The 24,072-nt window shown below is 64.1% G+C and carries 24 protein-coding genes; 9 read left to right on the forward strand and 15 right to left on the reverse strand.

The annotated features are described in order from the left end of the window. Positions 1-115 precede the first annotated feature (115 nt). Together OIE68_RS06990 and OIE68_RS06995 are read left to right on the forward strand one after the other, a co-directional pair. Positions 116-1,675 (forward strand): aldehyde dehydrogenase family protein, encoded by a 1,560-nt coding sequence (locus OIE68_RS06990; RefSeq protein ID WP_327098558.1) that lies wholly within the window; start codon positions 116-118, stop codon positions 1,673-1,675. A gap of 63 nt (positions 1,676-1,738) precedes the next feature. Further along, positions 1,739-2,443 carry a hypothetical protein gene (locus OIE68_RS06995; RefSeq protein ID WP_327098559.1) on the forward strand — a complete coding sequence of 235 codons (705 nt, stop codon included), beginning with the start codon at positions 1,739-1,741 and terminating at the stop codon, positions 2,441-2,443. An 84-nt stretch (positions 2,444-2,527) separates the two neighbouring features. Here OIE68_RS06995 and OIE68_RS07000 read toward each other — a convergent pair whose 3' ends face one another. Further along, positions 2,528-4,486 carry an FAD-dependent oxidoreductase gene (locus tag OIE68_RS07000; protein WP_327098560.1) on the reverse strand — a complete coding sequence of 653 codons (1,959 nt, stop codon included), beginning with the start codon at positions 4,484-4,486 and terminating at the stop codon, positions 2,528-2,530. Positions 4,487-4,651: 165 nt separating this feature from the next. Here OIE68_RS07000 and OIE68_RS07005 point away from each other — a divergent pair, with 165 nt between their 5' ends. Genes OIE68_RS07005 through OIE68_RS07025 form a run of 5 tightly spaced genes read left to right on the forward strand, consistent with a single transcriptional unit; the run spans position 4,652 to position 10,139 of the window. Continuing rightward, a complete protein-coding gene (locus tag OIE68_RS07005; RefSeq protein WP_327098561.1) occupies positions 4,652-5,689 on the forward strand; it encodes a substrate-binding domain-containing protein in 1,038 nt (345 codons plus the stop codon). 20 nt (positions 5,690-5,709) lie between these two features. After that, positions 5,710-6,471: an SDR family NAD(P)-dependent oxidoreductase gene (locus tag OIE68_RS07010; RefSeq protein WP_327098562.1), complete on the forward strand. Its 762-nt coding sequence runs from the start codon at positions 5,710-5,712 to the stop codon at positions 6,469-6,471. Between the two features lies 1 nt (position 6,472). Beyond that, on the forward strand, positions 6,473-7,636 hold the full coding sequence (locus OIE68_RS07015) for an ABC transporter ATP-binding protein (RefSeq protein ID WP_327098563.1): 1,164 nt from the start codon (positions 6,473-6,475) through the stop codon (positions 7,634-7,636). Beyond that, a complete protein-coding gene (locus tag OIE68_RS07020; protein ID WP_327098564.1) occupies positions 7,636-9,333 on the forward strand; it encodes an ABC transporter permease in 1,698 nt (565 codons plus the stop codon). The genes OIE68_RS07015 and OIE68_RS07020 overlap by 1 nt, the downstream gene beginning before the upstream one ends. 41 nt (positions 9,334-9,374) lie before the next feature. Next, the gene (locus OIE68_RS07025) at positions 9,375-10,139 is read left to right on the forward strand and encodes an SDR family NAD(P)-dependent oxidoreductase (RefSeq protein WP_327098565.1); all 765 of its coding nucleotides are present in this window, start codon (positions 9,375-9,377) and stop codon (positions 10,137-10,139) included. Between the two features lie 67 nt (positions 10,140-10,206). On the opposite strand, the gene OIE68_RS07030 is transcribed toward OIE68_RS07025, so the two are convergent. The 4 genes from OIE68_RS07030 to OIE68_RS07045 all read right to left on the reverse strand — a co-directional run bounded on the left by OIE68_RS07030 (position 10,207) and on the right by OIE68_RS07045 (position 12,705). Beyond that, a complete protein-coding gene (locus OIE68_RS07030; RefSeq protein WP_327098566.1) occupies positions 10,207-10,410 on the reverse strand; it encodes a hypothetical protein in 204 nt (67 codons plus the stop codon). Then, positions 10,407-10,640, reverse strand: a complete 234-nt coding sequence (locus OIE68_RS07035) for a hypothetical protein (protein WP_327098567.1) — start codon at positions 10,638-10,640, stop codon at positions 10,407-10,409. The genes OIE68_RS07030 and OIE68_RS07035 overlap by 4 nt, the downstream gene beginning before the upstream one ends. A 549-nt stretch (positions 10,641-11,189) precedes the next feature. Continuing rightward, positions 11,190-11,876: an AAA family ATPase gene (locus OIE68_RS07040; RefSeq protein ID WP_327098568.1), complete on the reverse strand. Its 687-nt coding sequence runs from the start codon at positions 11,874-11,876 to the stop codon at positions 11,190-11,192. Between the two features lie 91 nt (positions 11,877-11,967). Continuing rightward, entirely contained in the window at positions 11,968-12,705 is a 738-nt protein-coding gene (locus OIE68_RS07045; RefSeq protein ID WP_327098569.1) for a hypothetical protein, read from the reverse strand. A gap of 148 nt (positions 12,706-12,853) precedes the next feature. Here OIE68_RS07045 and OIE68_RS07050 point away from each other — a divergent pair, with 148 nt between their 5' ends. Continuing rightward, the gene (locus tag OIE68_RS07050) at positions 12,854-13,699 is read left to right on the forward strand and encodes a helix-turn-helix transcriptional regulator (RefSeq protein WP_327098570.1); all 846 of its coding nucleotides are present in this window, start codon (positions 12,854-12,856) and stop codon (positions 13,697-13,699) included. 13 nt (positions 13,700-13,712) lie between these two features. Continuing rightward, positions 13,713-14,279, forward strand: coding sequence for a class IV adenylate cyclase (gene cyaB / locus OIE68_RS07055; RefSeq protein ID WP_327098571.1), 567 nt, complete (start codon positions 13,713-13,715; stop codon positions 14,277-14,279). 64 nt (positions 14,280-14,343) lie between these two features. Here cyaB and OIE68_RS07060 read toward each other — a convergent pair whose 3' ends face one another. The 10 genes from OIE68_RS07060 to OIE68_RS07105 form a co-directional block, all read right to left on the reverse strand. Beyond that, a complete protein-coding gene (locus OIE68_RS07060; protein WP_327098572.1) occupies positions 14,344-15,393 on the reverse strand; it encodes an MBL fold metallo-hydrolase in 1,050 nt (349 codons plus the stop codon). Then, on the reverse strand, positions 15,390-15,725 hold the full coding sequence (locus OIE68_RS07065; RefSeq protein ID WP_327098573.1) for an EthD domain-containing protein: 336 nt from the start codon (positions 15,723-15,725) through the stop codon (positions 15,390-15,392). The genes OIE68_RS07060 and OIE68_RS07065 overlap by 4 nt, the downstream gene beginning before the upstream one ends. A gap of 68 nt (positions 15,726-15,793) precedes the next feature. Continuing rightward, complete coding sequence (locus OIE68_RS07070; RefSeq protein ID WP_327098574.1) at positions 15,794-16,417, reverse strand: TetR/AcrR family transcriptional regulator; 624 nt, start codon at positions 16,415-16,417, stop codon at positions 15,794-15,796. A 45-nt stretch (positions 16,418-16,462) separates the two neighbouring features. Beyond that, a complete protein-coding gene (locus OIE68_RS07075) occupies positions 16,463-17,980 on the reverse strand; it encodes a class I adenylate-forming enzyme family protein (protein WP_327098575.1) in 1,518 nt (505 codons plus the stop codon). Continuing rightward, positions 17,977-19,089, reverse strand: coding sequence for an NAD(P)-dependent alcohol dehydrogenase (locus tag OIE68_RS07080; protein ID WP_327098576.1), 1,113 nt, complete (start codon positions 19,087-19,089; stop codon positions 17,977-17,979). The genes OIE68_RS07075 and OIE68_RS07080 overlap by 4 nt, the downstream gene beginning before the upstream one ends. After that, positions 19,089-19,877 carry an SDR family NAD(P)-dependent oxidoreductase gene (locus OIE68_RS07085; RefSeq protein WP_327098577.1) on the reverse strand — a complete coding sequence of 263 codons (789 nt, stop codon included), beginning with the start codon at positions 19,875-19,877 and terminating at the stop codon, positions 19,089-19,091. Before OIE68_RS07085 ends, OIE68_RS07080 begins: the two co-directional genes overlap by 1 nt. A gap of 1 nt (position 19,878) precedes the next feature. After that, positions 19,879-20,640, reverse strand: a complete 762-nt coding sequence (locus tag OIE68_RS07090; protein WP_327098578.1) for a glucose 1-dehydrogenase — start codon at positions 20,638-20,640, stop codon at positions 19,879-19,881. Next, on the reverse strand, positions 20,637-21,839 hold the full coding sequence (locus tag OIE68_RS07095) for an acyl-CoA dehydrogenase family protein (RefSeq protein WP_327098579.1): 1,203 nt from the start codon (positions 21,837-21,839) through the stop codon (positions 20,637-20,639). Before OIE68_RS07095 ends, OIE68_RS07090 begins: the two co-directional genes overlap by 4 nt. A 30-nt stretch (positions 21,840-21,869) precedes the next feature. Further along, positions 21,870-22,865: a phosphotransferase family protein gene (locus OIE68_RS07100; RefSeq protein ID WP_327098580.1), complete on the reverse strand. Its 996-nt coding sequence runs from the start codon at positions 22,863-22,865 to the stop codon at positions 21,870-21,872. Beyond that, a complete protein-coding gene (locus tag OIE68_RS07105) occupies positions 22,862-24,070 on the reverse strand; it encodes an acyl-CoA dehydrogenase family protein (RefSeq protein ID WP_327098581.1) in 1,209 nt (402 codons plus the stop codon). Before OIE68_RS07105 ends, OIE68_RS07100 begins: the two co-directional genes overlap by 4 nt. Positions 24,071-24,072 lie beyond the last annotated feature (2 nt).

Here is a 24,072-nt window from a genome sequence, read left to right on the forward strand (position 1 = left end):
TGCTTGTGAAGTGGATCACGGTGCATGTACGGTGAGACCCGAACCGAGTTCAACTCAGTTTGGTTCGGCGACAGCGCGCCGACGAATGGAACCTTGCCTTCGAGAGGAGCTTCGCGTGATCGATCGCGAATTCACTGGATTCTTTATCGGGGGATCTTGGCGAAAGACGTCCTCCGACGACCGATTCGAGGTGATTTCGCCGGCGAGCGGCAAGCCGATCGGTTCGGTGTCCGCGGCCACCGGAGCGGATATCGACGCGGCCGTTGCCGCCGCCCGAGAGGCTTTCGACGGGTCCGACTGGCCGAAACTTACTCCAGCGCAGCGCGGTGAGTACCTCGTTCGCCTGGCCGCGGCGATCGCCGCACACGGGGAAGAACTCGCCGAGCTCATCACCGACGAACTGGGCTGCAGCCATCTGCTCTCCCAGGTGTACCAGGCCGTCGCGCCGGTAATGAGCCTGAATTACGTCGCCGAAGTAGCGAAGTCGCTGCAGACCAGTGAGCTCCGTGTCAGCGACCTGTCCGCGTTCGCGGGGTCGGGAGATGCGGTCGGCGTCATCCCGATGGCGGGCAAGAGCCTGGTCGTCAAGGAGCCGGTGGGGGTTGTCGCGGTATTTCCCGCCTACAACTTCGCTCTTCCGGCCGTGGCGCAAAAGATCGGTCCCGCGTTGGTTGCCGGATGCACGGTTGTTGTCAAGGCGACGGAGCCGAACCCGCTGGCGATCTTCAACCTGGGAAATCTGTTGCAGGAGATAGGGTTTCCCGCCGGAGTCATCAATATCGTCGCCGCGCGAGCAGGTGAGTCCGAGTATCTCGTCGGACATCCCGGTGTCGATATGGTGAGCTTCACCGGATCCACCGAAGTGGGCAAGAAGATCGGTGCGGCATGCGGCGAACTGATTCGACCGGTGGTGCTGGAACTCGGCGGAAAGTCGGCGGCGATAGTCCTGTCGGATGCCGATCCCGAGATCGTTGTTCCCACTCTCGTGGGAGCAAGTGTCGCAACCAATTCCGGCCAGAGCTGCGTCGCTCAGACTCGATTCCTGGTCCCCGAGGAACAGTACGAGTTCTACGCCGACGCATTCACGCGGGCGTTCGAGGCATTGAAGGTGGGCGATCCGCGCGACGCCGACACCGTAGTGGGTCCGGTGGTCACTCGGTCGCATCTCGAGCGCATCGAAGCGCACCTGGCCAGGGCCGTCGAGCAAGGAGCGACGATACGCACCGGCGGCCGACGACCCGTGCATCTATCCGAAGGCTGGTACATCGAACCGACGTTGGTCACCGGCGTCACGAACGATATGGACATCGCGCAGAACGAGATATTCGGGCCGGTGGCAGTTTTGATCGCGCACAACGGTGAAGACGATGCCGTCCGGATCGCCAATCAGAGTCGCTACGGTCTTGCCGGATCGGTCTTCACGGCCGACTCCGCACATGGTTTCGAGGTCGCACGCAGAATTCGAACGGGAACATTCTCGGTGAACACATTCGCCGCAGATCTCGGATCTCCTTTCGGAGGTTACAAAGAGTCCGGACTCGGGCGTGAGCACGGCGTCGGCGCGGTACAGGAGTACCTGCTGCAGAAGACCATCTCTATCGACCCCAGCCTCGACCTCCCCGAAGAAGTCGTGTCCGGCGTACCGGTCGGACACGGTCCGGGCATTACCGCCTGATTCCAGAATCAGTAGTAATGCCAACTTGTTTCGACACATGAAGAACCGATGAGGATTCAAGCAATGAAATTCAAGAAGTTCGCGGTAACGGCTGCGCTGATGACCACCGGACTCGGTATCAGCGCTGGGACCGCCCATGCCGCGCCCACCTCCGGCCACGGCGACGTCGATTTCACCGCTTCGGCGACCGACCGGTCCACGATCATCACGACCGGCGCGGGATCGATGGTTGTCGAGGATGGTGTATTCAAGATCAAGGCTGCCGATGGGGCCACCCTGGCCGGTACCGAATTGCGGTTCCGTGTCGATGATTTCGAGTTCCCGATCGCGGCGGAGATCAACGACCGCACGGCGACCCTGAGCCCCCAATTCGATATGGCACACGCGACTTACAAGCCGGTCGCGTTGCCGTATGAGGATCAGGCGCCGTGGAAGACTCAGTATGACCGCGAGCAGGCCGCCTGGACACGCCTGACCAGCACCATCACCACGGGTGCCACGGTCGGCACGCTGGTCGGCGGTCTGGCCGGCGGTGCGGCAGGCTGTGTACTCGGCGGCATCGCTGGAGCCACGGTCGCCGCGGCCACCATTGTCGGCTTGTTCGGTCCGTTCATTCCGGCCGCCGCCATCGGTTGCCTGGGCGGCATCGTCGCCGTCGGCGCGCTCGGCACCCTAGCCGGTCAGATCCTGGTGACCGCGCCGGTCGCGATCGGTGCGGCGATCCAGTACTTCACCACCATCAACCAGCCGATGCCCGCCCCGAAGTAGTTCGCCGAGTGCGACAGTAAGCAACAGTCAAGCTCACGCCCCGCTCGGATCCCGCGCCGAGCGGGGCGTGAGTAGGTATACGGGCTAACCCGATCGGACAGTCGTGTCCGTGATCGCCTGTGCCGCAGCGTATCCCTCCGCCACCGCGTGCGAGACACGGCGTGGCACGACGGCATCTCCGATCACCTGCACTCGTGCTCGCGGAAGGGCCTGCTCGATGTCCTGCCAGTCGGAGGCGATTCTTTCTCCGACGGCAACAGCGCGGTCGCACGCAAGCTCGAATGTCCTGCCCGACAGGAGATGTCGGCAACACGCTATGGTGCCTGCGCTGTTCGTTCGCATCTCCGTCACGGCCGCGCCGACGATGAACTCCACTGGGCTCCCGGCGAGCCGTTTCATCAGTTGGACCCGGCTCTCCGGTGGGATGGTGGCCGCAAATGCGGGTCCCGGGACCACCACGGTCACCTGTGCGGCTCCTGCTGCCAGCGCGGCTTCCAGCGCGCCGACGGTAAGCCATGAGCCGAAGCCGTCGTCGGCGATGACCACCCCATCTCCCGGTGATATCGCATGCCGATCGGCGATGAGACCTGTCGAGGACAGCGCACCGGGCGTGCGGAGTTCAGTAGCGCCGGAAGCGACGATGACCTCATCGAAATCGCCTAGTTCATGCGGCGTTACGCGGTGTCCGAGTCGCACATCGGCATTCCCGAGATTGTCTGTGTAGAACCGCAGTAACTTCGACCAGCCCGCTCGGTTCGGCGCCTGCGCCGCCACGGCCAGCTGCCCACCGATTTGCTCATGCGCCTCGAACAGCGTCACCTCGTGCGTCGCGGTGAGTTGGAGCGTGGCCTCCAGACCTGCGGGTCCGGCGCCCACTATTGCCACTCGCCGCGATGCTGCCGGTGGCAGGCCGAACTGGAGCGGCGATGCCGGGCGGGCGTGGTGGCCGGGTGGGGCCAAGGTTGGATTCACCGAGCACAGCAGGACCGGAGTGAATGTGCGGCAGTCCTCATTGCACGATACGCACGGACGGATCTGAGAGTCATTGCCCCGCAGTAACTTCTTCGGCAGGTGTGGATCGGCGATGAGCGGCCGAGCCAGTCCGATCAGATCGGCTCCGGCCGCCAGTGCGGATTCGATGTCCTGGCTGGAGCGAAACGCCTGCGACACCAGCAACGGCCGCGCCGTTGCCGCGCGCAGCCTCCGCACGTGCGTAAGCAGCGGCGGCTCGGAGGTCGCCATATCGCGCACATATGTCGTCCGCACCCCTGCGGTCACATTCACATAGTCGAATATGTCGAGCCATGGCATCAGCTCGCACAGTCCGTCCAGGTCTAGACCGGCCTCCTCCGCACCATCGATCGAAACGCGCACCCCGAGCACCACTTCCGGACAAGACGCCGTGATCTCGGCATGCAGCCGGTACAGAACCTGCGCCCGCCCCGCAACCGTGCCGGACTCGGTCCGGACGTTGGAAGAGGGCGAAAGGAACTGGGCCAGCAAATAGCCGTGGGCCGCATGTAGTTCGATCGCGGGGAATCCCGCTTCGACAGCGTGGCGGGAACCGACGACAAAGCTCGCGATCATTCGATCGACATCGGCGTCGGTCATTGCCCTGGCGCGCACCGGCTCTCGCGGCGATCTGATGCTCGACGGCGCGATCGGATGCTCCCAGATCTCGGCACCGAGTGTTTCGCGTCCGAGGTGCACGAGCTGACATACCGGAACGGCACCTTCGCTACTGATCGCGGTCGCCCGCGCCCGCAGCCCGCTGATCGCCTCAGGTCGCCATGCCTCGGTGATATTGCCGATTCGATTCGCCGATTCCGGACTCACCACCGTGCCGCCCGCGATCACCATCGCCGCACCCCCGGCGGCGCAGCGCCGCCAGTACTCCGCGTCGCCGGGCTGTGCCAGGCCGCCGACGACCACCCCGGATCCGTGCGCGGTGGCGACCAGACGATTCCGCAGCCGTACTGCACCGATCCGCAGCGGTCGGGATGCCTCAGATGGCGATACAAGATCTTCTTGAACTGGATTCACTTCATGAGTTTGCCTCTATGTGATTGACACCACAAGGGCCTGCGGATAGATTCTCAAACTGAGGTCAGTTCAGTTTCGGAGGTTCGATGGACTTCTTGCTGGTGCACGGAGCCTGCCCGGCGAGCTGGCCGCTCTTCTCGATCAGGTAAGGAAACAGATTCCGTCATGAAATCGCTGACCAAGGCGGTCGCGACTCTCGCGATTGTCGCCTCGACATTCGGTCTGGCCGCATGCGGTGGGAATTCGTCCGCCTCGAAGCCCGTCGAAGGGAGCTGGGAGGACGTTGTCGCCGCGGCCAACGAGGAGGGCGCCGTGATGCTCTACTCGAGCCAGAAACCGGCCAACCTCGAAGCCCTGAAGACCGCGTTCCAGGCAAAGTATCCGCGGATCAAGCTGGACTTCGTGCGCGGTACCGACGCCGACATCAACCCGCGGGTGGAGACAGAGAAGAAGACCGGGAAGGGCACCGCCGATGTGCACATGCTGACCGATGCGGCGTGGATTACCAATGCCGCGAAGTCGGGGGCGTACTCCACCGAGTTGGTCGGGCCGGACCTGAAGGCGCCCGAGTATCAGCCGGACAAGAGTGTGCTCAACAACCGGTTCTTCCTGTCGAGCGCGGCGGTTTTCGCACTGGGCTGGAACACCGGTGCGGTCCCGAACGGCCTGAAGTCTCCTCAGGACATAGTGAATCCCGCCTATCGGGGCAAGATCGGAATCGTCAATCCGTCCGGTATCGCCTCGTATGTCGATCTGTACCGGTACTACGCGCGCACCTATGGCGAGGACTACTGGAAGCAACTCGCCGCCCTGAAGCCGCGGATCTACCCGAGCGCTCTGGGTGTCGCCCAGGCGCTGACCTCCGGTGAAATTGTCGTGACGCCCTCGGTTCAGCCCTTGGTGACCGAAGTGGCCGCAGGGGCGCCGGTCAATTGGGCTCTGCCGCCGTCGCCGTGGGGCACCCCCTGGTACAGCCAGGTGACGAGTGTGGCGCCACATCCCAATGCCGCTCAGGTACTGGCGAATTTCATGGTCACCCGTGAAGGACAGGTAGCGCTCAACGGGGGATACGCGGCGGCGTTGGCCGATATCCCCGGCGCGGTAGCCCGGGCTCAGGACATCGCCGCACCGGACACCAGTGATCTGACGCCCGAGAAGATCGAGAAGTACTCCCAAGAGTGGTCACAACTTTTCCAGAGCTGACAGTGGACAGGAGTACTGCATTGCGCGGAGTCAACGTATTGGTCACCGGCGCGTCCGGCGGAATCGGCGGCGCGACCGCCGAACTGTTCGCCAGCAAGGGCGCGACGGTTTACCTCACCGACCTCGACGATGCGGCGGGGGAGCGCCGCGCACACGAACTGGGGCCGACCGCGCACTACCGCCGGCTCGACGTGACGGCCGAATCCGATTGGCAGGCGGTCACTTCCGATATGGATCGCGCGGGACACCCCCTTCATGTGCTGGTGAACAGCGCCGGGGCGGCGATGAAAGCGCCGCTGACGCAAACCACGCTGCAGCAGTTCCGCAGGATGATCGACCTCAATCTGGTCGGCACATTCCTCGGACTGCAGGCGGCCGCTGCGGCGATGGTTGCCGGCGGGGCGGTCATCAACATCTCGTCGCTGCGGGGTGTGCTCGCGACCGCCGAACTCGGCGCCTACGGCGCGTCGAAGTTCGGTGTCCGCGCCCTGAGCAAGGTCGCGGCACTGGAATTGGCCGATCGCGGCATCCGCGTCAACACCGTGTGTCCGGGCAGCATCGACACCGAGATCACCGCGATTCCCGACTTCGCCGCCGACGATGTCGAAGCCTACGTGCGATCCATCCCCATGCAGCGGCGCGGCAGCCCCATGGAGGTAGCGAAGGCGATCTTGTTCCTTGCCGGTGACGACAGCAGTTACGTCACCGGGATCGACTTGCTGGTCGATGGCGGCATCGCCGCCGGCGTCCGCACACCCAAGAAGCAGACCCAGAAGGCATGAGATGAGCTCGCAGTTCACAGTTTCCGGTCTCACCAAGACCTATGGATCGAATGTCGTCGTCGACCGGCTCGACCTCGCGATCGAGGAAGGCGAACTCCTCGTACTACTCGGCCCGAGTGGCTGCGGCAAGACAACCACCTTGCGCTGCCTCGCCGGATTGGAGACGCCCCAGGATGGTTCGATCACCTTCAAGGACCGGCGCGTCTTCGACGCCGAGGCGAAGCTGAATGTGCCTGTCCACAAACGGAATATCGGAATGGTGTTCCAGTCGTACGCGCTGTGGCCACATATGACCGTGCGCAAGAACATTCGATATCCGCTGCAGGTTCGCAAATTGCGGAAGGAGATTTCCGGCGGCGCCGTCGAAACTGCCGCTGCCATGGTCGATTGCACAGAGCTGCTCGACCGGTACCCGGCGCAGCTCAGCGGTGGACAGCAACAGCGCGTCGCGGTGGCCCGTGGCCTGGTGGCCCGGCCCGATCTGGTGCTCTTCGATGAACCGTTGAGCAATCTGGATGCCAGATTGCGGGATCAGGTTCGTACGCAAATCCATCAGCTGCATCGAAGTCTCGGATTCACAGCGGTTTTCGTCACCCATGACCAGGCCGAGGCATTCGCCCTCGGCGACCGGGTCGCCATTATGAAGGCGGGCAAGATCGAACAGTACGATGCGCCCGAGCAGGTTTTCGAGCATCCGGTGTCGGAGTACGTGGCCGCGTTCATCGGTATGGCCAACCGGCTGGAACTGCGCCGCGGTCCCGGTGGTTGGGTGACCTCGGCCGGTGATGGTATCGACCTGACGCGTGCGGTGGTGCGCGGACGAGCCGACGAAGGTACGTCCGCAGTCGCGCGGCTACGTCCCGACGATGTCGTCGTGCATTCGTCGATCGACGAAGTGCCGCAGGGCGATGTGGCACTGCATGCCGAGTTGGTGACCTACGAATACGGCGGCCGCCACTTCGATGTGACCGTCCGCTCGGGTGGCGAACAGCTCGCGGTGCGGGTCGGTGCGGCCACCCATGGCGCCACATTGCGCCGAAGCCGCCCGGGAGATCCCATGGTCGTCAGTTTCTCGCCGGCGAGCTTGCGGGTATTCGCACTGCCGGATGGCGCGGGCGCGGATGTGCCGGAGCTGGCGACCGCGGGTGCGGGCGGGCAGTCGTGATGGCCACGCTCACCGCCACGAACACTCGGTCTATTGCCATACCCGCGCAGTTGCGGGCCAGAATCGGATATCTGGCCTTGCTGGCGGTTCTCGCCTATCTGGTCGTACTGCCGATGATCCGGCTGCAATCGCTGGCGTTCGAAAACGGCGCGCAGGGTTATCGAAATCAATACGGGCGCTTCGATATCGCGGAGACGATCGGGACGACCATCGCGCTGGCCCTCGGATCGCTCGTGATCGCGATGGTGCTCGGCACGGTGCTGGCGTTCGCGGCGAGTCGACTGCCGGACCGCCTCGGGTTCCTGCGGATCATTCCGATCCTGCCGATCGTCATGCCCGCGGTCGCCAACGTCGTCGGTTGGGCCTTTCTACTGTCGCCAGGGCCCGGCTACTTGAACCTGGTGCTCAGGAAGTTGCCGTGGTGGAGCGGATCGGATACCGGACCGATCGACGTCTACACCGTTCCGTGGATCATCATCCTCACCGCCTTCGGGCTGACGTCGTTCGTCTACCTTTTCGTCAGCGCGGGCATGCAGAACGTCAGCTCCGAACATCTCGAGGCCGCACAGGTGAGCGGGTCGTCCACGCTCGGAGTGTTCTTCCGGGTGGTGCTGCCATTGCTGCGCCCGTCGTTGATCTACGGCGGCGGAATTGCGTTGCTGCTCGGCCTCGGCCAGTTCACCGGTCCGCTGCTGCTCGGCCAGAACAGTGGCGTCAAGGTGCTCACCACCGAGATGTACCGTCGAGTGTCGGAATCACCATCCGACTTCGCCGCCGCCGCGGCGGCCGGCTCGCCACTGGTGATCTTCGGGCTCGTCCTGGTACTGATCCAGAAGGCCTTGCTGGGCAACCAGACTCGCTTCGTCACCCACGGCGGCAAGGCGTTCGCGCCGTCCACCGGCCGCGCCGCCTGGGCTGTGGTGACGATCATCGGCTACGCGTTGTTCGCCCTCGTCATCCCGTTGGTCGGGTTGATCATCGTGGCCTCGACGCGGTACTGGTCGGGGTCGCTGTCGTGGAACCTGTTCACGCTCGACAATTTCCGAGAGTTGGCGGCCACCGACGCGATCGTCGAATCTGTAGTCACGAGTGTGCTGACATCGCTCGGCGCGGTGGCGATCTGCGTACCCATCGGCTACGTGATGGCCAACCTGCTGGTACGAGGCCGACGCCACAAAATAATGGCGCTCATCGGTGATTTCATCACGGCATTGCCGCTCGGCATCCCGGCGGTGATCTTCGGCGTCGGCTTCTTGCTCACCTACACCGAGCCGCCATTGATTCTGTACGGCACGCGAACAGTGATCATTCTCGTCTACGTCGTCCTGATGTTGCCCTTCGCGACGCGCATGCAGATGACCGCGATGCTGTCGCTAGGCAACACCTACACCGAGGCCTCGGCGACCAGCGGAGCATCACCATTCGTGACGAACGCGCGGATCATGCTGCCTTTGATGCGTCCCACCATCCTCAGTGCGGTCGCGTTGATGTTCATCCTGCTGACGCACGAATTCGCCGCCTCGCTGCTGGTGCGCGCGTCGACCACCCAGGTGATGGGGACCCTGCTGTTCGACATGTGGCAGAACGGTTCCTACCCGCTGGTCGCGGCGATGGCTCTGCTCATGACGGCGGTGACCACGATCGGCGTCGCACTCGCCATGCTGGTCGGCGGCCGCAACGTACTCAGCAAGCTCTGACCGTCGAAGCCCAGCTCCGACTTCGAAAGGACTGCACAGCAATGACTCTCGGTGTTTCCAGGCTCGATGGCAAGGTCGTGTTGGTGACCGGTTCGACTGGGGGAATCGGCGTCGAAATCGTGCGCCGCCTGGCCGAGGAGGGGGCCTCGGTTGTGGTGACCGACGTCGACGTCGAGGCGTGCGAGAAGCTGAGCGCCGGCCTGGAACACGGTGCGCGGCATCAGGTTCTGGGATTGGACATCACCCAAGAGTCGCAGTGGCAGCAGGCGGTGTCCGCGGTGTCCGAACGCTTCCCGAGTCTGGATGCCGTCGTCAATAACGGTGCCATCGGCAGCCTGGCGTCGGTGGTGGACGAGGATCTGAATCGGTACAACCGGGTGATCGAGGTGAGTCAGACCGGCACGTGGCTGGGGATGAAGCACGCGGGTGCGCTGATCGAGCAGACCGGCGGCGGATCGATCGTCAATATCTGCTCGATCCTCGGCACCGTCGGCGGTCTCGGCAACAGCGTGGCCTACGCCGCGGCGAAGGGTGCCGTGCGCAGCATGACGAAGAACGCCGCATTGCATTGGGCGACAAGGGGAGTGCGGGTCAACTCGATCCACCCGGGATTCATCGAAACGCCACAGCTGCTCGAACGCTACGAGGGCACCGAGCGACACCAGGCGATGGTCGCGAACACCCCGATGGGCAGACTCGGCCGCGCCGAAGAGGTCGCGGCCGCCGTCGCTTTCCTGGCGGGCGACGATTCGACCTTCATCACCGGTACCGAACTCTATGTGGACGGCGGCTGGACCTGCGCCTGACCGGCGAAGCCTGTGGCCTCGCCGGTCGAGAGCGTGGCAGTCATCTCTTGATGATCGTTTTAGCCCATCATTCGTCCAGCCACTGCTCTATCTGGTCGAGCGTTGCGGCCGAATGAATCGGCTCGCGGTCCTCGGCATCCAACAGCCACCACTTGTACGACGAGTCGGGAACGCCTACCAGCCGATACCCTGCCCGCCCGGCCCGCTCCGTGAGATCCCGTACCCGCTTCGCCATCGGGTTTGTCACGGGCCACAGATGCCTTTCGCTCATATCGTTCCCTGTGAATGCTTCTGGGGTGAAAGGAATTCCGACCAATAGTCGTGCCGTATCGCGTCCCACAAACGCGAGAGTTTCGGGAATTGCTCGCGCATCTGCGCAAGGTCTGGCGCGGAGGTCGGGGCGGTGACCGACATCAGCGGCGACGATTCGAACACATTGCGTACCAGCATTATTCGAATGCCGTGGTGCTCGAGCCGCCAGATCGCCTGCCAGTCGTCCACCTCAGTGTGATGCTCACTGATCTCTGGCCCGGATCGTCATCCGTGGCCGTCGCTGTTCGTGCCGTGCCGCCGGTGGCTGGTAGCGCCAGATTTGAGAGCTTGTCCAGTACTTCGCGCAAGGTTTGAAGTGTCGGGCCGCCATCTGTGGGTGGTTCGTTGTCCAGCGGCGGGAATTCGATGTCGCGCGCAGCGGCGCGTTCGCGCGGGGTCGAAGTCTGTGGCGCGAGTCGGCCCGCAGCTACGAGCGTCTGGTATGCCGCCGCCTTCCACACACAGCGATTCACCCGACAGTCACGGTGCCTGCGCATCTGCTCGTGCGCCAATTCGACATCGGCGTACTCGCACATCTTCGGCGGTGTCACGATCATCTCCGCCGCACGGTGTACACATGCTGGTAGCCCAACGCGTGGGCGTGCTGGACAACTGCGACTGCGTGGCGCGGCGCGTGCGGCCCGGACACATCACCGCGCACGAATCCGACAGCTTTCGGCCGATCATCTCTGCCGAGGGTGGATGGTGCCGCATCCGGTTCTGCTACTTGCATATTCGTCATCGCGGCGAACCTTCGTTCGATGTAGTGGCTGGTTCGAGGCGTCGTTGTCCGGTCCGATCACTGCTCGTCAACGCCTGGTCGGACGTTGCGTCGCCTAGTTTTTCGGTGACGAAGTCGAGGGCCAAGGCAAGTGCCGTGTCATGTCCGTCGGCGGCAAGTGGTAGCCACGGCAGCGTCAGTTCGCGCAGGACGGCCTCGACGTGATGGTCTGCGAGAGTTCGGAACTGGTGGTTGCCGTCTCTGACCTTGTTGGTTCCCAATGGGATGTGCGGGTCGATTTGAGTCCGGAAGATCAGGTTGTAGCAGTCACTGTGGGAGCGGGCCAGCGTTTCCAGATACGCCGATCCATCGGGGTCGGCCGTCTCGCCCCGATACTCCAGGGCAGCGCGGTAGTAGCCGAGAGCGTCGGGTACCGCGCGGTCTACCAGGACGATATCGGCGTGCAGCCATGCCTCGAGTTCATTGCTGATTCCGCGCGTCATGATCCATAGCGTGGATACCCATGTGTGGTTCCACAGGATCGGCAGCCCCATCCGCTGTGCCTGCTCGCCGAGGTCGGCCACTGTCGCGACTTCGAGGCCGGCCCTGCGCAGTTCGTGGGCCAGCCGCGCGAGGAACGTGCTCTTGCCGGTGGAATGGGTGCCGACTACCGCGATGGTGACCGGCCGCTCGATCGCGCTCACCACAAACCACCTTCCGGTTCCGGTGTCGGCCGGAACTCGGCCAGGCCCGCTGCCTCGACCAGGTCGGGCCACTCCAAGCCGCCGTCCTCGATCAGCGCGCACAACAATTGCCAAGCCGCCCATGTGTCGTACCTGGCGCGGTGGTAACCCTGTCCGGCCGCGGCGGTGTCCAACCGTCCCCGCTCGATGAGCTTGTCCGGAACAACGGCGAGCCGCTCCGACTGGTATTGGCGGCGTTGAGGATTCGTCGCTCCAGCATTTCAGGGAACACCTTGCGCCTAACGCCCTCCGCGTACGGTTCCGGCAGGCCGTGAGCGCGGTAGTAGTCGCGGATCTGATCCTTGAAGAACAGACCGGTGAACACCGTTGCATGGGCATGGTGGCTCAGTTCGAGACCCCGCCGCAGATGGGACTCCGAGTCGTTGAGACCTGGAACAATCGGCCGCCAATACAACACCACCCGATACCGACTCGCATACTTGAACGCCGTCTCCAGAGAGCGGGCCGCGATAGCAGAGTCGACGGGCTCGATGCGGGGGTCCTCGATGCCCGAATGCGTCACCAACACAGTGACTTTCAGATTTGTGATCGAGTTCAGTACCACACAGTCCTCGGGCTCGATCCGCCACCGGGTAATCACCAGAACATGGTTGGTCAGACCCAGCCCGTCCAGCAGCTTCAGCATCTCGAAGGTATGCGGCTTAACTCTCGGCAACATCGGGTCGGTGGCTCGGTTGAGCAATTGAATCGGCGTGATATGCGGTCGGAACCAGCGGTGCCCGGTCAGCATCTCAGCCGCCACCTCATCGCTCATCAGCGCCCGCGGCACCTTCATCTCGAAATTGTCGAACAAGTGCCGCACGCAGTACCCACAATCCAGCGGGCACCCCACGATCCAATTCAGACTCAGCCCGGACTTGCGGTAATCGACCACATCCAGCAATTCCGGCCGCATCGCCGCTCGCTGCGGGGCTTCGATGAACAATCCGGTCGCCGAACCCGATCGGCAAACAGCGACCGTTGCCGACCAATTGGCGCACGAAATCAAGCGATTGAGACTCGATGCGGGTCTGAGCCAGCGCGCCCTCGCCACCAAGATCGGCTATTCACGTCAGTACGTCTCCATGACCGAATGGGAGGACACCAATCTCCCCTCGCAGGAGTTGATAGCCGCCATCGACGCCGCACTCGACGCGAACGGCACACTGAACGCGCTGCGCACCGAGGCTAAAATCGATCATCAACTGCAGGTGCCGCTCGACCCGCGCGTCGTCGACGTGACGAAAACCGACCCTGCCGGACATCCCCATGACCTGACTGCGGTCAGCGCGCTCTATCCGTGCCAGGCCGACGCGGCGGATGATGTCCGCACACTGGCGAAAGAGGCTGGGTCCGTTGATGTCATGGCCGTTCGGGGACTGGGAATCCTTGGCCTGAACGACTCGCTGCTGCGCAAAACCATCCCGGCCGCGACGCAGTTGCGTGTGCTACTGCTGAACCCTGACTCGGCAGCGGTCGCTCGCCGTGCCGACGAGATCGGAGAATCAACCGAATCGTTCGCGGCAGGAATCCGGCTCGCGATCGCGCGCGTCAAGGAACTAGCTGCTGCTGGAAGCCCAGTTGAGGTCTACATCTACGATCAGATCCCGGTGTGGCGGATCATCAGGATTGATGATGTTTTGTTCGTTTCTGCGTTCACCATCCAGCATGAAGGACATGCGTCCCCGATCCATCGGATCGAACCCAGCGTGCGAGGTGTCTTGCACCACGCATTTGTCCGGACGCTGGAGCAAACCTTTTCTCATGCGGATCGGGTTGTCTGAAGTGGAGTCGAGAGTGATCGAAGCCGAATACAAGGCCCGCCTTGCCGACGCTGGTGCTGTACGGGAGAAGTTGACAGCCCGTGCGGAGGTCGACGTCGTTTCCTACCACGACACGTATTTCGATGACCCCAGCGAGTCCTTGAGCGCGGCCGGCCGCGAGTTCCGGTTGCGGACGGTTCGCAATGCCGAGGGTTCCACGCGCCACCTTCTCACGTTCAAAGACGCGGCAGTCGACCAGGAAACCGGGTCCAAACCCGAGTACGAGACGGACGTGGATCAGCGGGATGCGATGGAGCAGATCATCCGGCGACTGGGCTATCGGCCGAAGATCTCCTTCACCAAGCAGTGCGAGAACCACGGATTCACCGCCGCTGGGCGCGAGATGCTCGCGACGGTCGTCACGATTCCGGAGATCGACGGAACGTTCTTGGAACTGGAGACCCTCGTCGAGGCCGAAGACGACCTCGGCAACGCACTCGCCGATCTCCGTACGGTGCTGGCAGCCCTTGGCGTCTCGCCTGATCAGCTCACCACCGAGCTGTACACCGATGCCGTGACCGCAAGTCGCCACACAGGATGAGCAGTATGAGCGCGGATGCGCGAACGGGTCGGCAGACGTCTTGGGACAGGCGTGGGTGACGAGGCTATTTTGCCGTCGGGTGTTCCCATGCTCGTCCATCTCCTCGCTCGAAGTGCTGCACGCCGTCCGAATCCTTCGCGGACAACACATTTCGGGCGACCAGGACGTCGAGATGCGCCATCGTCTCGCACGTCGCAACCATCTGATTGAAGTCGTCGAGGGTGCTGAACGCGCGGTCGCGTCGCGTCCATGTCAACGCTCGGGCCACCGCCACGCCGGTGCACGGACCAAGATCGCCGACGACGGTGACGATTTGCTCGAACCGGTGGTCGTGATGGGCGAGAAGTTCACGAGCGCGTTGCCCGACGCTGCCTCCGGTGGGCCCGTGCGCGGGCAACATCTTCTGGCCGTCATCGTCCTGCAGCAGCACCAATGAGCGGAGGAAGTTGTCCAATGGTAGTTCCCACGGGCCCAATTCGAATCCGATCGATGGGGTGATCGTGGGCAGCACGTGGTCTCCGGTGAAGACGAGCCCCTTCTCGCGATCCTGAAAGATCATGTGGCCCTTGGTATGTCCGGGTGTCGCTACCGCATGGAGATCGAGCCCGGTGATGGCCAGTGCGCCGGGGCGCAGCCAGTGGTCGGGCTGTTCCCAATCGTCGGGTTCGAACGGTTCGGCGATGCCTGCCGCATGAGCTCGTCGCGCGATATCTTCTGCGCCGGCACGACGCAGTTCTCGTAGCGAACTGTCGGGGACGTTGTTGTTCAATGCGTGGATGGCGCTGAGTCCGCCGGCTTCATCGGCGCCGAGATGAACTCGACAGCCGTGCCGACGCCGCAGTTCGATGGCGAAAGTGTAGTGATCGCGGTGGATATGGGTGACGAAGACATCGTGGATTTCGGCTGCCGACCGACCGATCCGGGCCAGCGCGTCGGAGAGCTCCCGGTGGGTGTTCGGCCGGTGCCAGCCGCCGTCGATGAGTACGAGGCCGTCATCGGTTTCCAGGACGTACACGTTGACCGCGCGCAGGCCGTCCTGCGGCATCTGCAGCGGGATGCGGTGAATCCCTTCGGTTATCGGATAACACCCGGGTTCGGCCCATTCGGCGCTCATTCGACCGCCGGGGCGAGTGGCACCATCGTCTGCTCCTCGCCGTACCAGATCATGCGACGTCCCCGCATGGTGCCCACGTTCTCGACGGCGGCCTTCCATTCCAGGCTCGCCAATGCGGCATCGAGTGCTTCGCGGGATTCGAAACTCAGAATCGACAGACCGTCCCAGCCGGACGACTTCTCGTCGAAGGATTCGAGGAGTTCGGTGTGCTGCCAGCGCAGCAGGCCGGGCAGCGGGTAGGTCACCTCCGCGTGTTCACCCCGCCACCATTCGATGAACTGCTCGTGGGTCCAATCATTCGGACGCGATGCGAGAACGATCAGGTTGTACATGCGACTCCTAACTGAATTCTGTTCAGTTTTGGCGAGCGTAGAGATCCCACGGTGTGGGAGGTGGGATCTCAGTTACGCACGATCCGTACTGCTGCTTCGGTGACCGACTCGGTGATCTGGTCGAGGGTGACGCTGCCCTTCGGCCGGTACCAGCGCCAGACGCTGATCACCAGGCCGAGGACCATTCGACCGAGCATGCGGGGGTCGCCCGGAGCGAAGACGCCGGCCTCGATTCCGTCCGAAATCAGCCCGGTCCAATTCTGCTCGATCTGTCGCACGAGCTCGCGCGACCGCAGGCGTTCGGCCTCTTCTTTGGCCGACTGACGCGGGGCGGCAAGCAAATCCATATGGTTCTGCAGGATGCGGCGCTGCAGGGCATCGGTCGGCGAGGCCGTCAGCGCCGCGGCGATGGCGGCGCGCAGCGCTTGCTCCGGGTCGGCCTGATCGGCGACCGCGGCGTTGAAGCGTTCGGCCGAATCGGCCAGTTCAAGTCGCATGATCGTCAGCAGGCAGTGGGCCTTCGACTCGAAATAGTGGTACAGCGCGGTTTGACCGATACCCACCTCGTCGGCGATCGAGGCCCATTTGGTGTGCTCGTAGCCGACTTTCCCGAACTGTTCGATGGCGGCGGTGAGAATTCCGCTGCGCTTCGAGCGCGCGCTTTCGCGGCGGACCTCGGAGTCGATGGTCATCAGCTCTTATACCCCCGCATTCGATGGTGTGGATTCGACATGACTCTACCGGAACTGAGGTGAACTCGGGTCAACTGCGGTGGCCAGCTGTGTCGCCAACCGCACCGCTTCGGGCCGGGACAACTTTCCGACGGTGTTCTGCGGCAGGTCTTGCACTGTGAACAGGTACTCAGGCCACTTCGACTTGGGAAAGTCCGCCGCCGCGAGTTGATCGGTGACGGTGGCCAATGTCAGTGGTTCGCCGTCGGTGACAACCAGCGCTGCCGCTCGTTCGCCGAGCATGGCATCGGGCACCGGGACCACACACACCTGCACGATGCCCGCCACATCGGCGATGGCCGATTCGAGCTCGTTGATATCGATATTGCGCCCGCCGCGGATGATGATCTGCTTCTGGCGCCCCGTCACCCGGATCGAGCCATCGATTGCCACCTCGACCAGATCGCCGGTCGGGAGGAAACCGTCCGCGGTGAGCGTCGGCGGAATCGCGACGCCGCCCCGGGCGTAACCGACGAACAAGGACGGCCCCTGTACCTGCGCATCGCCGATCTCACCGGCGGCCACGACGTTTCCAGTGGGGTCGACCGCCCGTACGACGGTGCCATGGAACGGTCGCCCGTCCCGGCCGAGCCTGATGGCGGGCGGGTCGTCGAGTTGTGGCGTGGTGTGTCCGAGACATTCGGACATACCGAAAACCCGCAGGAACGTGGTGCCGAGCTTTTCTTCGGCCGCATGCAGTGCGCGTTCGTTCATCGGACCACCGCCGACGGTCATCGCCCGCAGGGCGGACAACATGCCTTCCGAGCCGTCGGCCACCGACAGTTGCAGGGCCATGGTCGGAACCAGCATCGTCCAGGCAACGTGGTGCTCCGCCATAGCCGCCAGGGCGGCGGCGGGTTCCCATTTGCCGATCGACACCATCGTCCCGCCGAGATAGGCAGGTAGGTACATGCCGAAACAGAAGGCGGCCACCGAAGACAGTGGCACGAACGCTCCCACTGCCTCATCCGGCTCGAGTCGAACCGTGTCGATGGTGCACTGGCAGGCGTAACGGATGGCTTCCTCGGATTGCACAACACATTTGGGACGCCCGGTAGAACCGGAGGTCATCGCAATGGCCGTGCCTGCGTGCCATCGGTCCACAGAGTCGAACGGACCTGTGCGCGAGCGCAGTACGCGTGCGTCGAAGGCGGTCGCCCGAATCGGGAAGCGATCCTCCCGCACACCCCAGCGCCGTAGCGCGTCCGGTGCCGCGACCACCAGATCCGGGGCAATATCCTCGACAGCCAGCGCGAACTCGGATTCGGTGGCATGCGCGCCGAATACCGCGACGACACCACCACGCAGACCGACCGCCACCGCCGCCGCCACGGTGTGCCAGGTGTTATCGGCCTGGATGAGGGCGGTGGGCGGGGCCGGATCGATGGACTCGATCCGCTCGGCCAGCGCTCGGGCCGCCGCGACGATCTTTCCGAGGGTGTGGCGACCGAATTCGTCTACGACCGCGATCTGCTCCGGCGCGCGCTGTGCCCGCTCGATCATTTCCTGCGCAAGTGTCTTCATCGCCTCACTTCTCTCGCGACGCTCGATATCTGTCTACTCGCTTCCACGCGCCGTGTGCGGCCGGTCAACGGTGGTGGCACGAGTACCGCGCGTCCGGTCACGGTCCCGGCCCGAAGGCGCTGGTAGATGTCGACCGCGTCCGCGAGGGGATACGTAGTGGCCTCGACGTGGAGTGTCCCGCCCATAGCCATCTCGACCACGGCCGCCAGATCCGATCGGGCACCCCAGAACGGTGCGTCAACCTGCCACCCGGCGGCGAGGCCGACACGTTTGCCCACGCCCAGGCAGCCGCCGGCACTGCCGACGACCGCGAGTCGGCCCCCTGGCGCGAGCGCTCGCGCGGCCGACTCCATCGTGTCGGACGTGCCGACGAAATCCAGGATCAGATCGGCACCTTCGTCGAGCTCCGGGATCGCCGAGGCGAGATCGGCAAATGCCGCATCGCTGCCCAGTCGCAATGCGGCGGAAAGTGTTTCCGGCCGGTTGTCGATGGCGAGGACCCGTCCGGCACCGAAGTGACGAAGGATCTGAATCGCCAGGTGACCGAGTCCGCCGACACCGATCACGACACAGATCGCGGATTCGTCGATGACATCGGCATGCCGGCGCACGGCATGGTAGGCGGTCAACCCGGCATCCGCGAGGGGCGCGGCGATGGCGGGTTCCAGATCGCCGGTCCGAACAAGGAATCGGGCCGAGGGAACAACCATGGCCTGTGCCAGACCACCGTGATAGCCGAGGCCATTGCCGATCGGAGCCAGTCTGCCGTCGGCCCGCGGCCGCAGTGTCAGACAGTAGTTCTCCCGTCCACGCGCACAATTGCGGCAGCGGCCACAGCCCCAGATGCCATGGACCACAACGGCTTCGCCGAGCCAGGACTGATCCGCACCGGCACCGGCATCGATCACCGTGCCCGCGACTTCATGGCCGAGAGTGAGCGGCAGCGGATATTCGAAACTCGATTCGGCGGCATCCATGACGTGCAGATCGGAGCGACACAGTCCCGCCGCGGTGACCTGCAGCAGGAGCTCTTCTCCACGCGGCTCCGGAACCGCAACTTCACGCAATCGTGGTTCCGTACCCCACTCGGTCAGTTGGACGGCCAGCATCAGCGCGCCGTCCAGCCGCCGTCGACAATGAGCGTCTGCCCGGTCATATAGGACGACGCGTCGGAGGCGAGAAACAGGACCGCACCGTCGATTTCACCGGCATTGCCGCCACGGCCGAGCATGGTGTTGCGGCGCACCCACCCCGCCGACTTCTCGTTGTCGAACAGACCATCGGTCATCTCGGTGTCGAACCAGCCCGGCACAACGGCATTCACCCGGATCCCTTTGCGCCCCCACTGGCCGGCGAGTTCCCTGGTCAGTCCGAGTACCCCGGCCTTGGATGCGGCGTAGCTCGCGCCGCCGATCGGTGCGGTCGAGACCAGCCCGATCACCGACGAAATATTGATATACGACGCGTGCGCACCTTCGGGGAGTCGCGTCGCGGCATAGGTGGCGAGGTGGAATCCGGCCACCAGGTTGACCTCGAGGATCGAGGCGAACCCGGCTACCGTTTCTTCTTCGGCATGTGGGGGACCGGGTTTGCCCGCGTTGTTGACCAGCACATCGAGCCGTCCGGACTGCTCATAGCAGCGGTCGACCAGCATTCGGCGGTCCTCGTCGGATGTCACATCACAACGAACCGGAACGAGCCGGGGGTTATCCGCGGCCAGCGCCGCCAACCGGTCGAGCCTGCGGGCCGCCGCGTACACGGTGGCACCGGCACCGGCGAGAGCGTTCGCGAAGCCCATCCCGAGACCGGACGACGCGCCGGTGACGACGGCGACTCGGCCGGACAACCCGAACAGGTCGTCCAGCGTCGTTCCGGTGGCACTCATATCGTTTCGCATGTCAGTACACCGCGGTCCGGCCGCCGTCGACCGGGATGATCGCACCGGTGGTGTAACCGGCGGCAGCGCTCGCCAAATGGGTTACCAGACCGGCGATTTCCTCCGGCCGCCCCAGCCGGCCCGCGGGCAGGCGATCGATGATCTTCCCGACGAACTCCTCATCCCAGTTCTCGGCCATATCCGTCGCGAATCCACCCGGCATCACGCAATTGACGCGCACAGTTGGCGCGTATTCCTGTGCGAATGCCATGGTCAAAGCGTTGAGTCCGTTCTTGGCCGCCGCGTACATCGCCTCGGGCGGACTCGGCCGGACGGCCCCGATACTCGAGATATTGATGATCGACCCGCCACCGGCGGCCGCCATCCGGGCACCGGCAACCGCCATCAGGCGAAATGGGCCCTTCAGGTTCACCTCGATGGTCTTGTCCCACAATGCTTCCGACACCGACAGCAGATTGTCGGCCAGCGGTGCGATACCCGCGTTGTTCACGACGATATCGAGACTGCCGAAATCGGCGATGATCCGATCCACGGCCGGTTCGATCGAATCCCACTTGCCGACATGCAATTCGAACGGGTGCGCGCTGCCCGGCCCATTGCCGTCGCCGAGCGCGGCAACGGCCTGCTCGCACGCGTCACGTTTGCGGCTGGACACGATCACCGTGCAGCCCGCGTCCCGCAGTCCGCGCGCGATCGCCAGTCCGAGGCCGCGGCTGGCGCCGGTGACCAGGGCGACCTTTCCGGTCAATTCCGTTGTGCTCATTTGTGCTTCTTCAATTCGAGGCGGGCGATGGTACGCAGGTGTACTTCGTTGGGACCGTCGGCGATCTGCAGTGCCCGGGTGATGGCGTACAGGCGGGCCAGGACGGTGTCGTCGCTGACGCCGGCGGCACCGTAGGTCTGCACCGCGCGGTCGACGACGGTGTGCGCCACCTCCATCGCCGCGACCTTGATGGCGGCGACCTCGGATCGAGCGGCCGCGTTGCCGTAGTTGTCGATGAGCCAGGCCGACTTGAGGACGAGCAGGCGGATCTGGTCGATCTCGATGCGGCTGCGGGCAATCCACTCGCGGACGACGCCGCGATCGGCCAGTGGACCGCCGAATGCGATGCGCTCCAGGGAGCGTTGGCACATCATGTCGAGCGCACGCTCGGCCATGCCGATGGCGCGCATCGCGTAGTGCATCCGGCCCGGTCCCAACCGGCCCTGGGCGATGGCGAAACCGTCACCTTCGGCGCCGAGCATATTCTCGGCCGGAACGCGGACATCGGTGAACTGGACTTCGCCGTGGCCGAGACGGTCACGGAAGCCGAACATCGGAAGATCGCGCAGCACTTCGATTCCCGGGGCGTCACGGGGGACCAGAATCATGCTCTGCTGGCGATATGTCGGTGCCTGCGGATCCGATTTGCCCATGAAGATGATGAGCTTGCAGTCCGGGTCGAGAATGCCGGAGGTATACCACTTACGGCCGTTGAGGACGTACTCGTCGCCGTCGCGAACGATGGTGGAGGTGATGTTGGTGGCATCGGAGCTGGCCACCGCGGGTTCGGTCATCGCGAATGCGGAGCGAATAGTGCAGTCCAACAACGGTTTCAGCCATTGCTGTTGCTGTTTTTCGCTCCCGTACATGGCCAGGATTTCCATATTGCCGGTGTCGGGAGCCGAGCAGTTGATGGCTTCGTTGCCGATAATGGATCGACCGACCACTTCGGCCAGTGGCGCGTACTCCAGATTGGTGAGTCCGGCGCCGAGGCCGTCGTGGGTCATGAACAGGTTCCACAGACCCGATTCGCGGGCCTTGACCTGCATATCTCGCATGACTTGCGGCTGCTCATGGGGGTTGTCGTTCGCCGCGATCTGAGCGTCGAATACCTGCTCCGCGGGATAGACGTACTCGTCCATGAAGGATTCGAGTTTGCCGAGCAGATCCCGCGTGCGGGGGGAGTAGGAGAAATCCACGGTGCGGCTCCTGAACTGGTGCGGTCGATATCAACCGGCGAGTAGCGCGGTTCCGGTCTCGATCAGGCGGTTGATGGTGGCGGGCAGCTTTTCCTGGTCAGGGTCGTAGTGCCGGCCTTCGCGGTGGCGGCGCAGGTTATGGCCCATGATCGCGGCCATCTTGAGGCGGCCCAGCGCGTCGAACCACGTCATATCGGTGAGCGTCGGTCCGTCGCCGACGTACAGGTCGACCAGCTCTTGCGCCGAAGGCAGTCCGCGCACCTCCCGGCCGACACCGGGAAAGTTGCTGCCGTCGGCGAAGACGAGGAACCAGCCCAATTCGACCCGAGGGTCCCCCGCGCTCCAGATCTCCCAATCGATCAACGCGACCGGTTCGACGCCGTCGCAGATGATGTTTCCGAGGCGGTAATCACCGTGCACCAGTGTCGGTGTAATCGGTTCGGGTGTGGTCCGGCCGAGTAGCTCGAGCAGCCGGTCGCCACCGGCGACGAGGTCGGGTGGGACCGCGCCGAGAGTGCGTGCCCAGCGTGCGAGTTCGGCGTCCGGCGTGAGTGGTGCCTGTACGCCGGGCGCGGTATTCGGATCTATCGCGTGCAGGCGCGGCAGAATTTCCGCGGCACGCCGCATCCGCGCCGCGGCCAAACCGGTTTCGACGGCCGGATCGTCCAGTACCGGTTCCAACGCCGCCCCGGCCACGAATTCCATGGCGAACCAGGCGGGTTCGATGTCGTCGACCGCGACGATGCCCGGTACGGGAACAGATGTGTGCGCCAATGCCTGCATGATCCGGGCCTGGCGCAGCATGTCGTGTCGGCCGATGGCCTGCTGTCCCTCGGGTACGGCCTTGACCACGACGTCACCGCCGGTCGTCCGCACCCGGTACGTCAAGCCGGAATGTCCGCCGAGCAGCGGTTCGAATGCGGTGACCAGGACGTCGAGGTCCGCCTGCAACCGGGTACGGACGCGTTGTTCGATGTCGTGCCCACCCGTCGCCCGACCGCCCGCGGAATCGCTATCTGAACTCATGGGCGTGGCTCCCTCGGTAGTCCGAGAACTCGCTCGGCGATGATGTTGTGCTGAACCTCGTCGGTCCCCCCGGCGATCCGATAGCCGGGCGCGCCGAGAATGTGCTCGGCCCACGCGAAGGTTCCCCAATGACCGGAGTCCACGGTGAGGTCTCGCCCGAGTAGCAGGCGCACTACCTCGGAGGTGCGAGCCATCGTGTCGGTCGCCAGTAGTTTTCCGATCGAGGCTTCCGGTCCCGGGTCTTTGCCCGCGACAACGGCACCTGCCACCCGCATATTGCCAATTCGCTGTAGATAGCTGCGTATTACGAGGTCGGCGACCTTATCGCGTTCGATCTCGGTCAGCTCCCGTCCGAGATGTTGTGCCAGCGCTACCGCCTGATCCGCATTGGCCAGACCGAGGTTGCCGCCGTCGAGGCGTTCGGCGGCCAATACGGTGAGCGCTACCGGCCAGCCCTGCCCCACCGGTCCGAGCCGGTAGCTGTCGTCGAGTCGGACACCGTCGAGGAAGACCTCGTTGAACGAACTGCCACCGGTCATCTGCCGGATCGGGCGAACGGTCACCCCGGGACTGGTCATCGGCACCAAGAAGACAGTGAGCCCGGCGTGTTTCGCTGCCGAGCTATCGGTTCGGCATACGGCGACGCCGATATCGGACACCCGCGCGCCCGAGGTCCACACCTTGTGGCCGTCGAGCGTCCACATGCCATCGGCGGATCGGGTGGCGCGTGTCCGCACCGCTGCCAGATCGGAACCGGCCTCGGTCTCCGAGAACAATTGGCAGGCAATGATATCCGTGCGCAGCATGGCCCGGACATAGCGTGACCGCTGCTCGTCGGTACCCCATTGCTCAATAGTGGGAGCGACGAGTTGCTGTGTCACCGAGAACATTTCGGTGCGCCGTGGCACATCGAAATCCGCTTCGGCGCGCCGGAAGGCAAGGACATACGACAGCGGCAGACCGCGGCCGCCGTAGGTCTCGGGCCAGTTCAGTGCGCCCCAGCCCGCGTCGAATTTGGCGCGCTCGTACTCGCGGATCCGGTCGGTATGCGCGCGTTCCTGCTCGGCGCTCCAACTCTCGAAAACGGCTACCGAATCCGAACCCGAACCCCAGACCGATTCCGCTCGGGGGGCTGCCACACTGCTCAACCAGGTGACCGCCTCATCGGTGAAGCGGACGAGGTCGGGAAGTGTTTGTGTGGTCACTG

Source organism: Nocardia vinacea (assembly GCF_035920345.1).
Lineage (GTDB): Bacteria > Actinomycetota > Actinomycetes > Mycobacteriales > Mycobacteriaceae > Nocardia > Nocardia vinacea_A.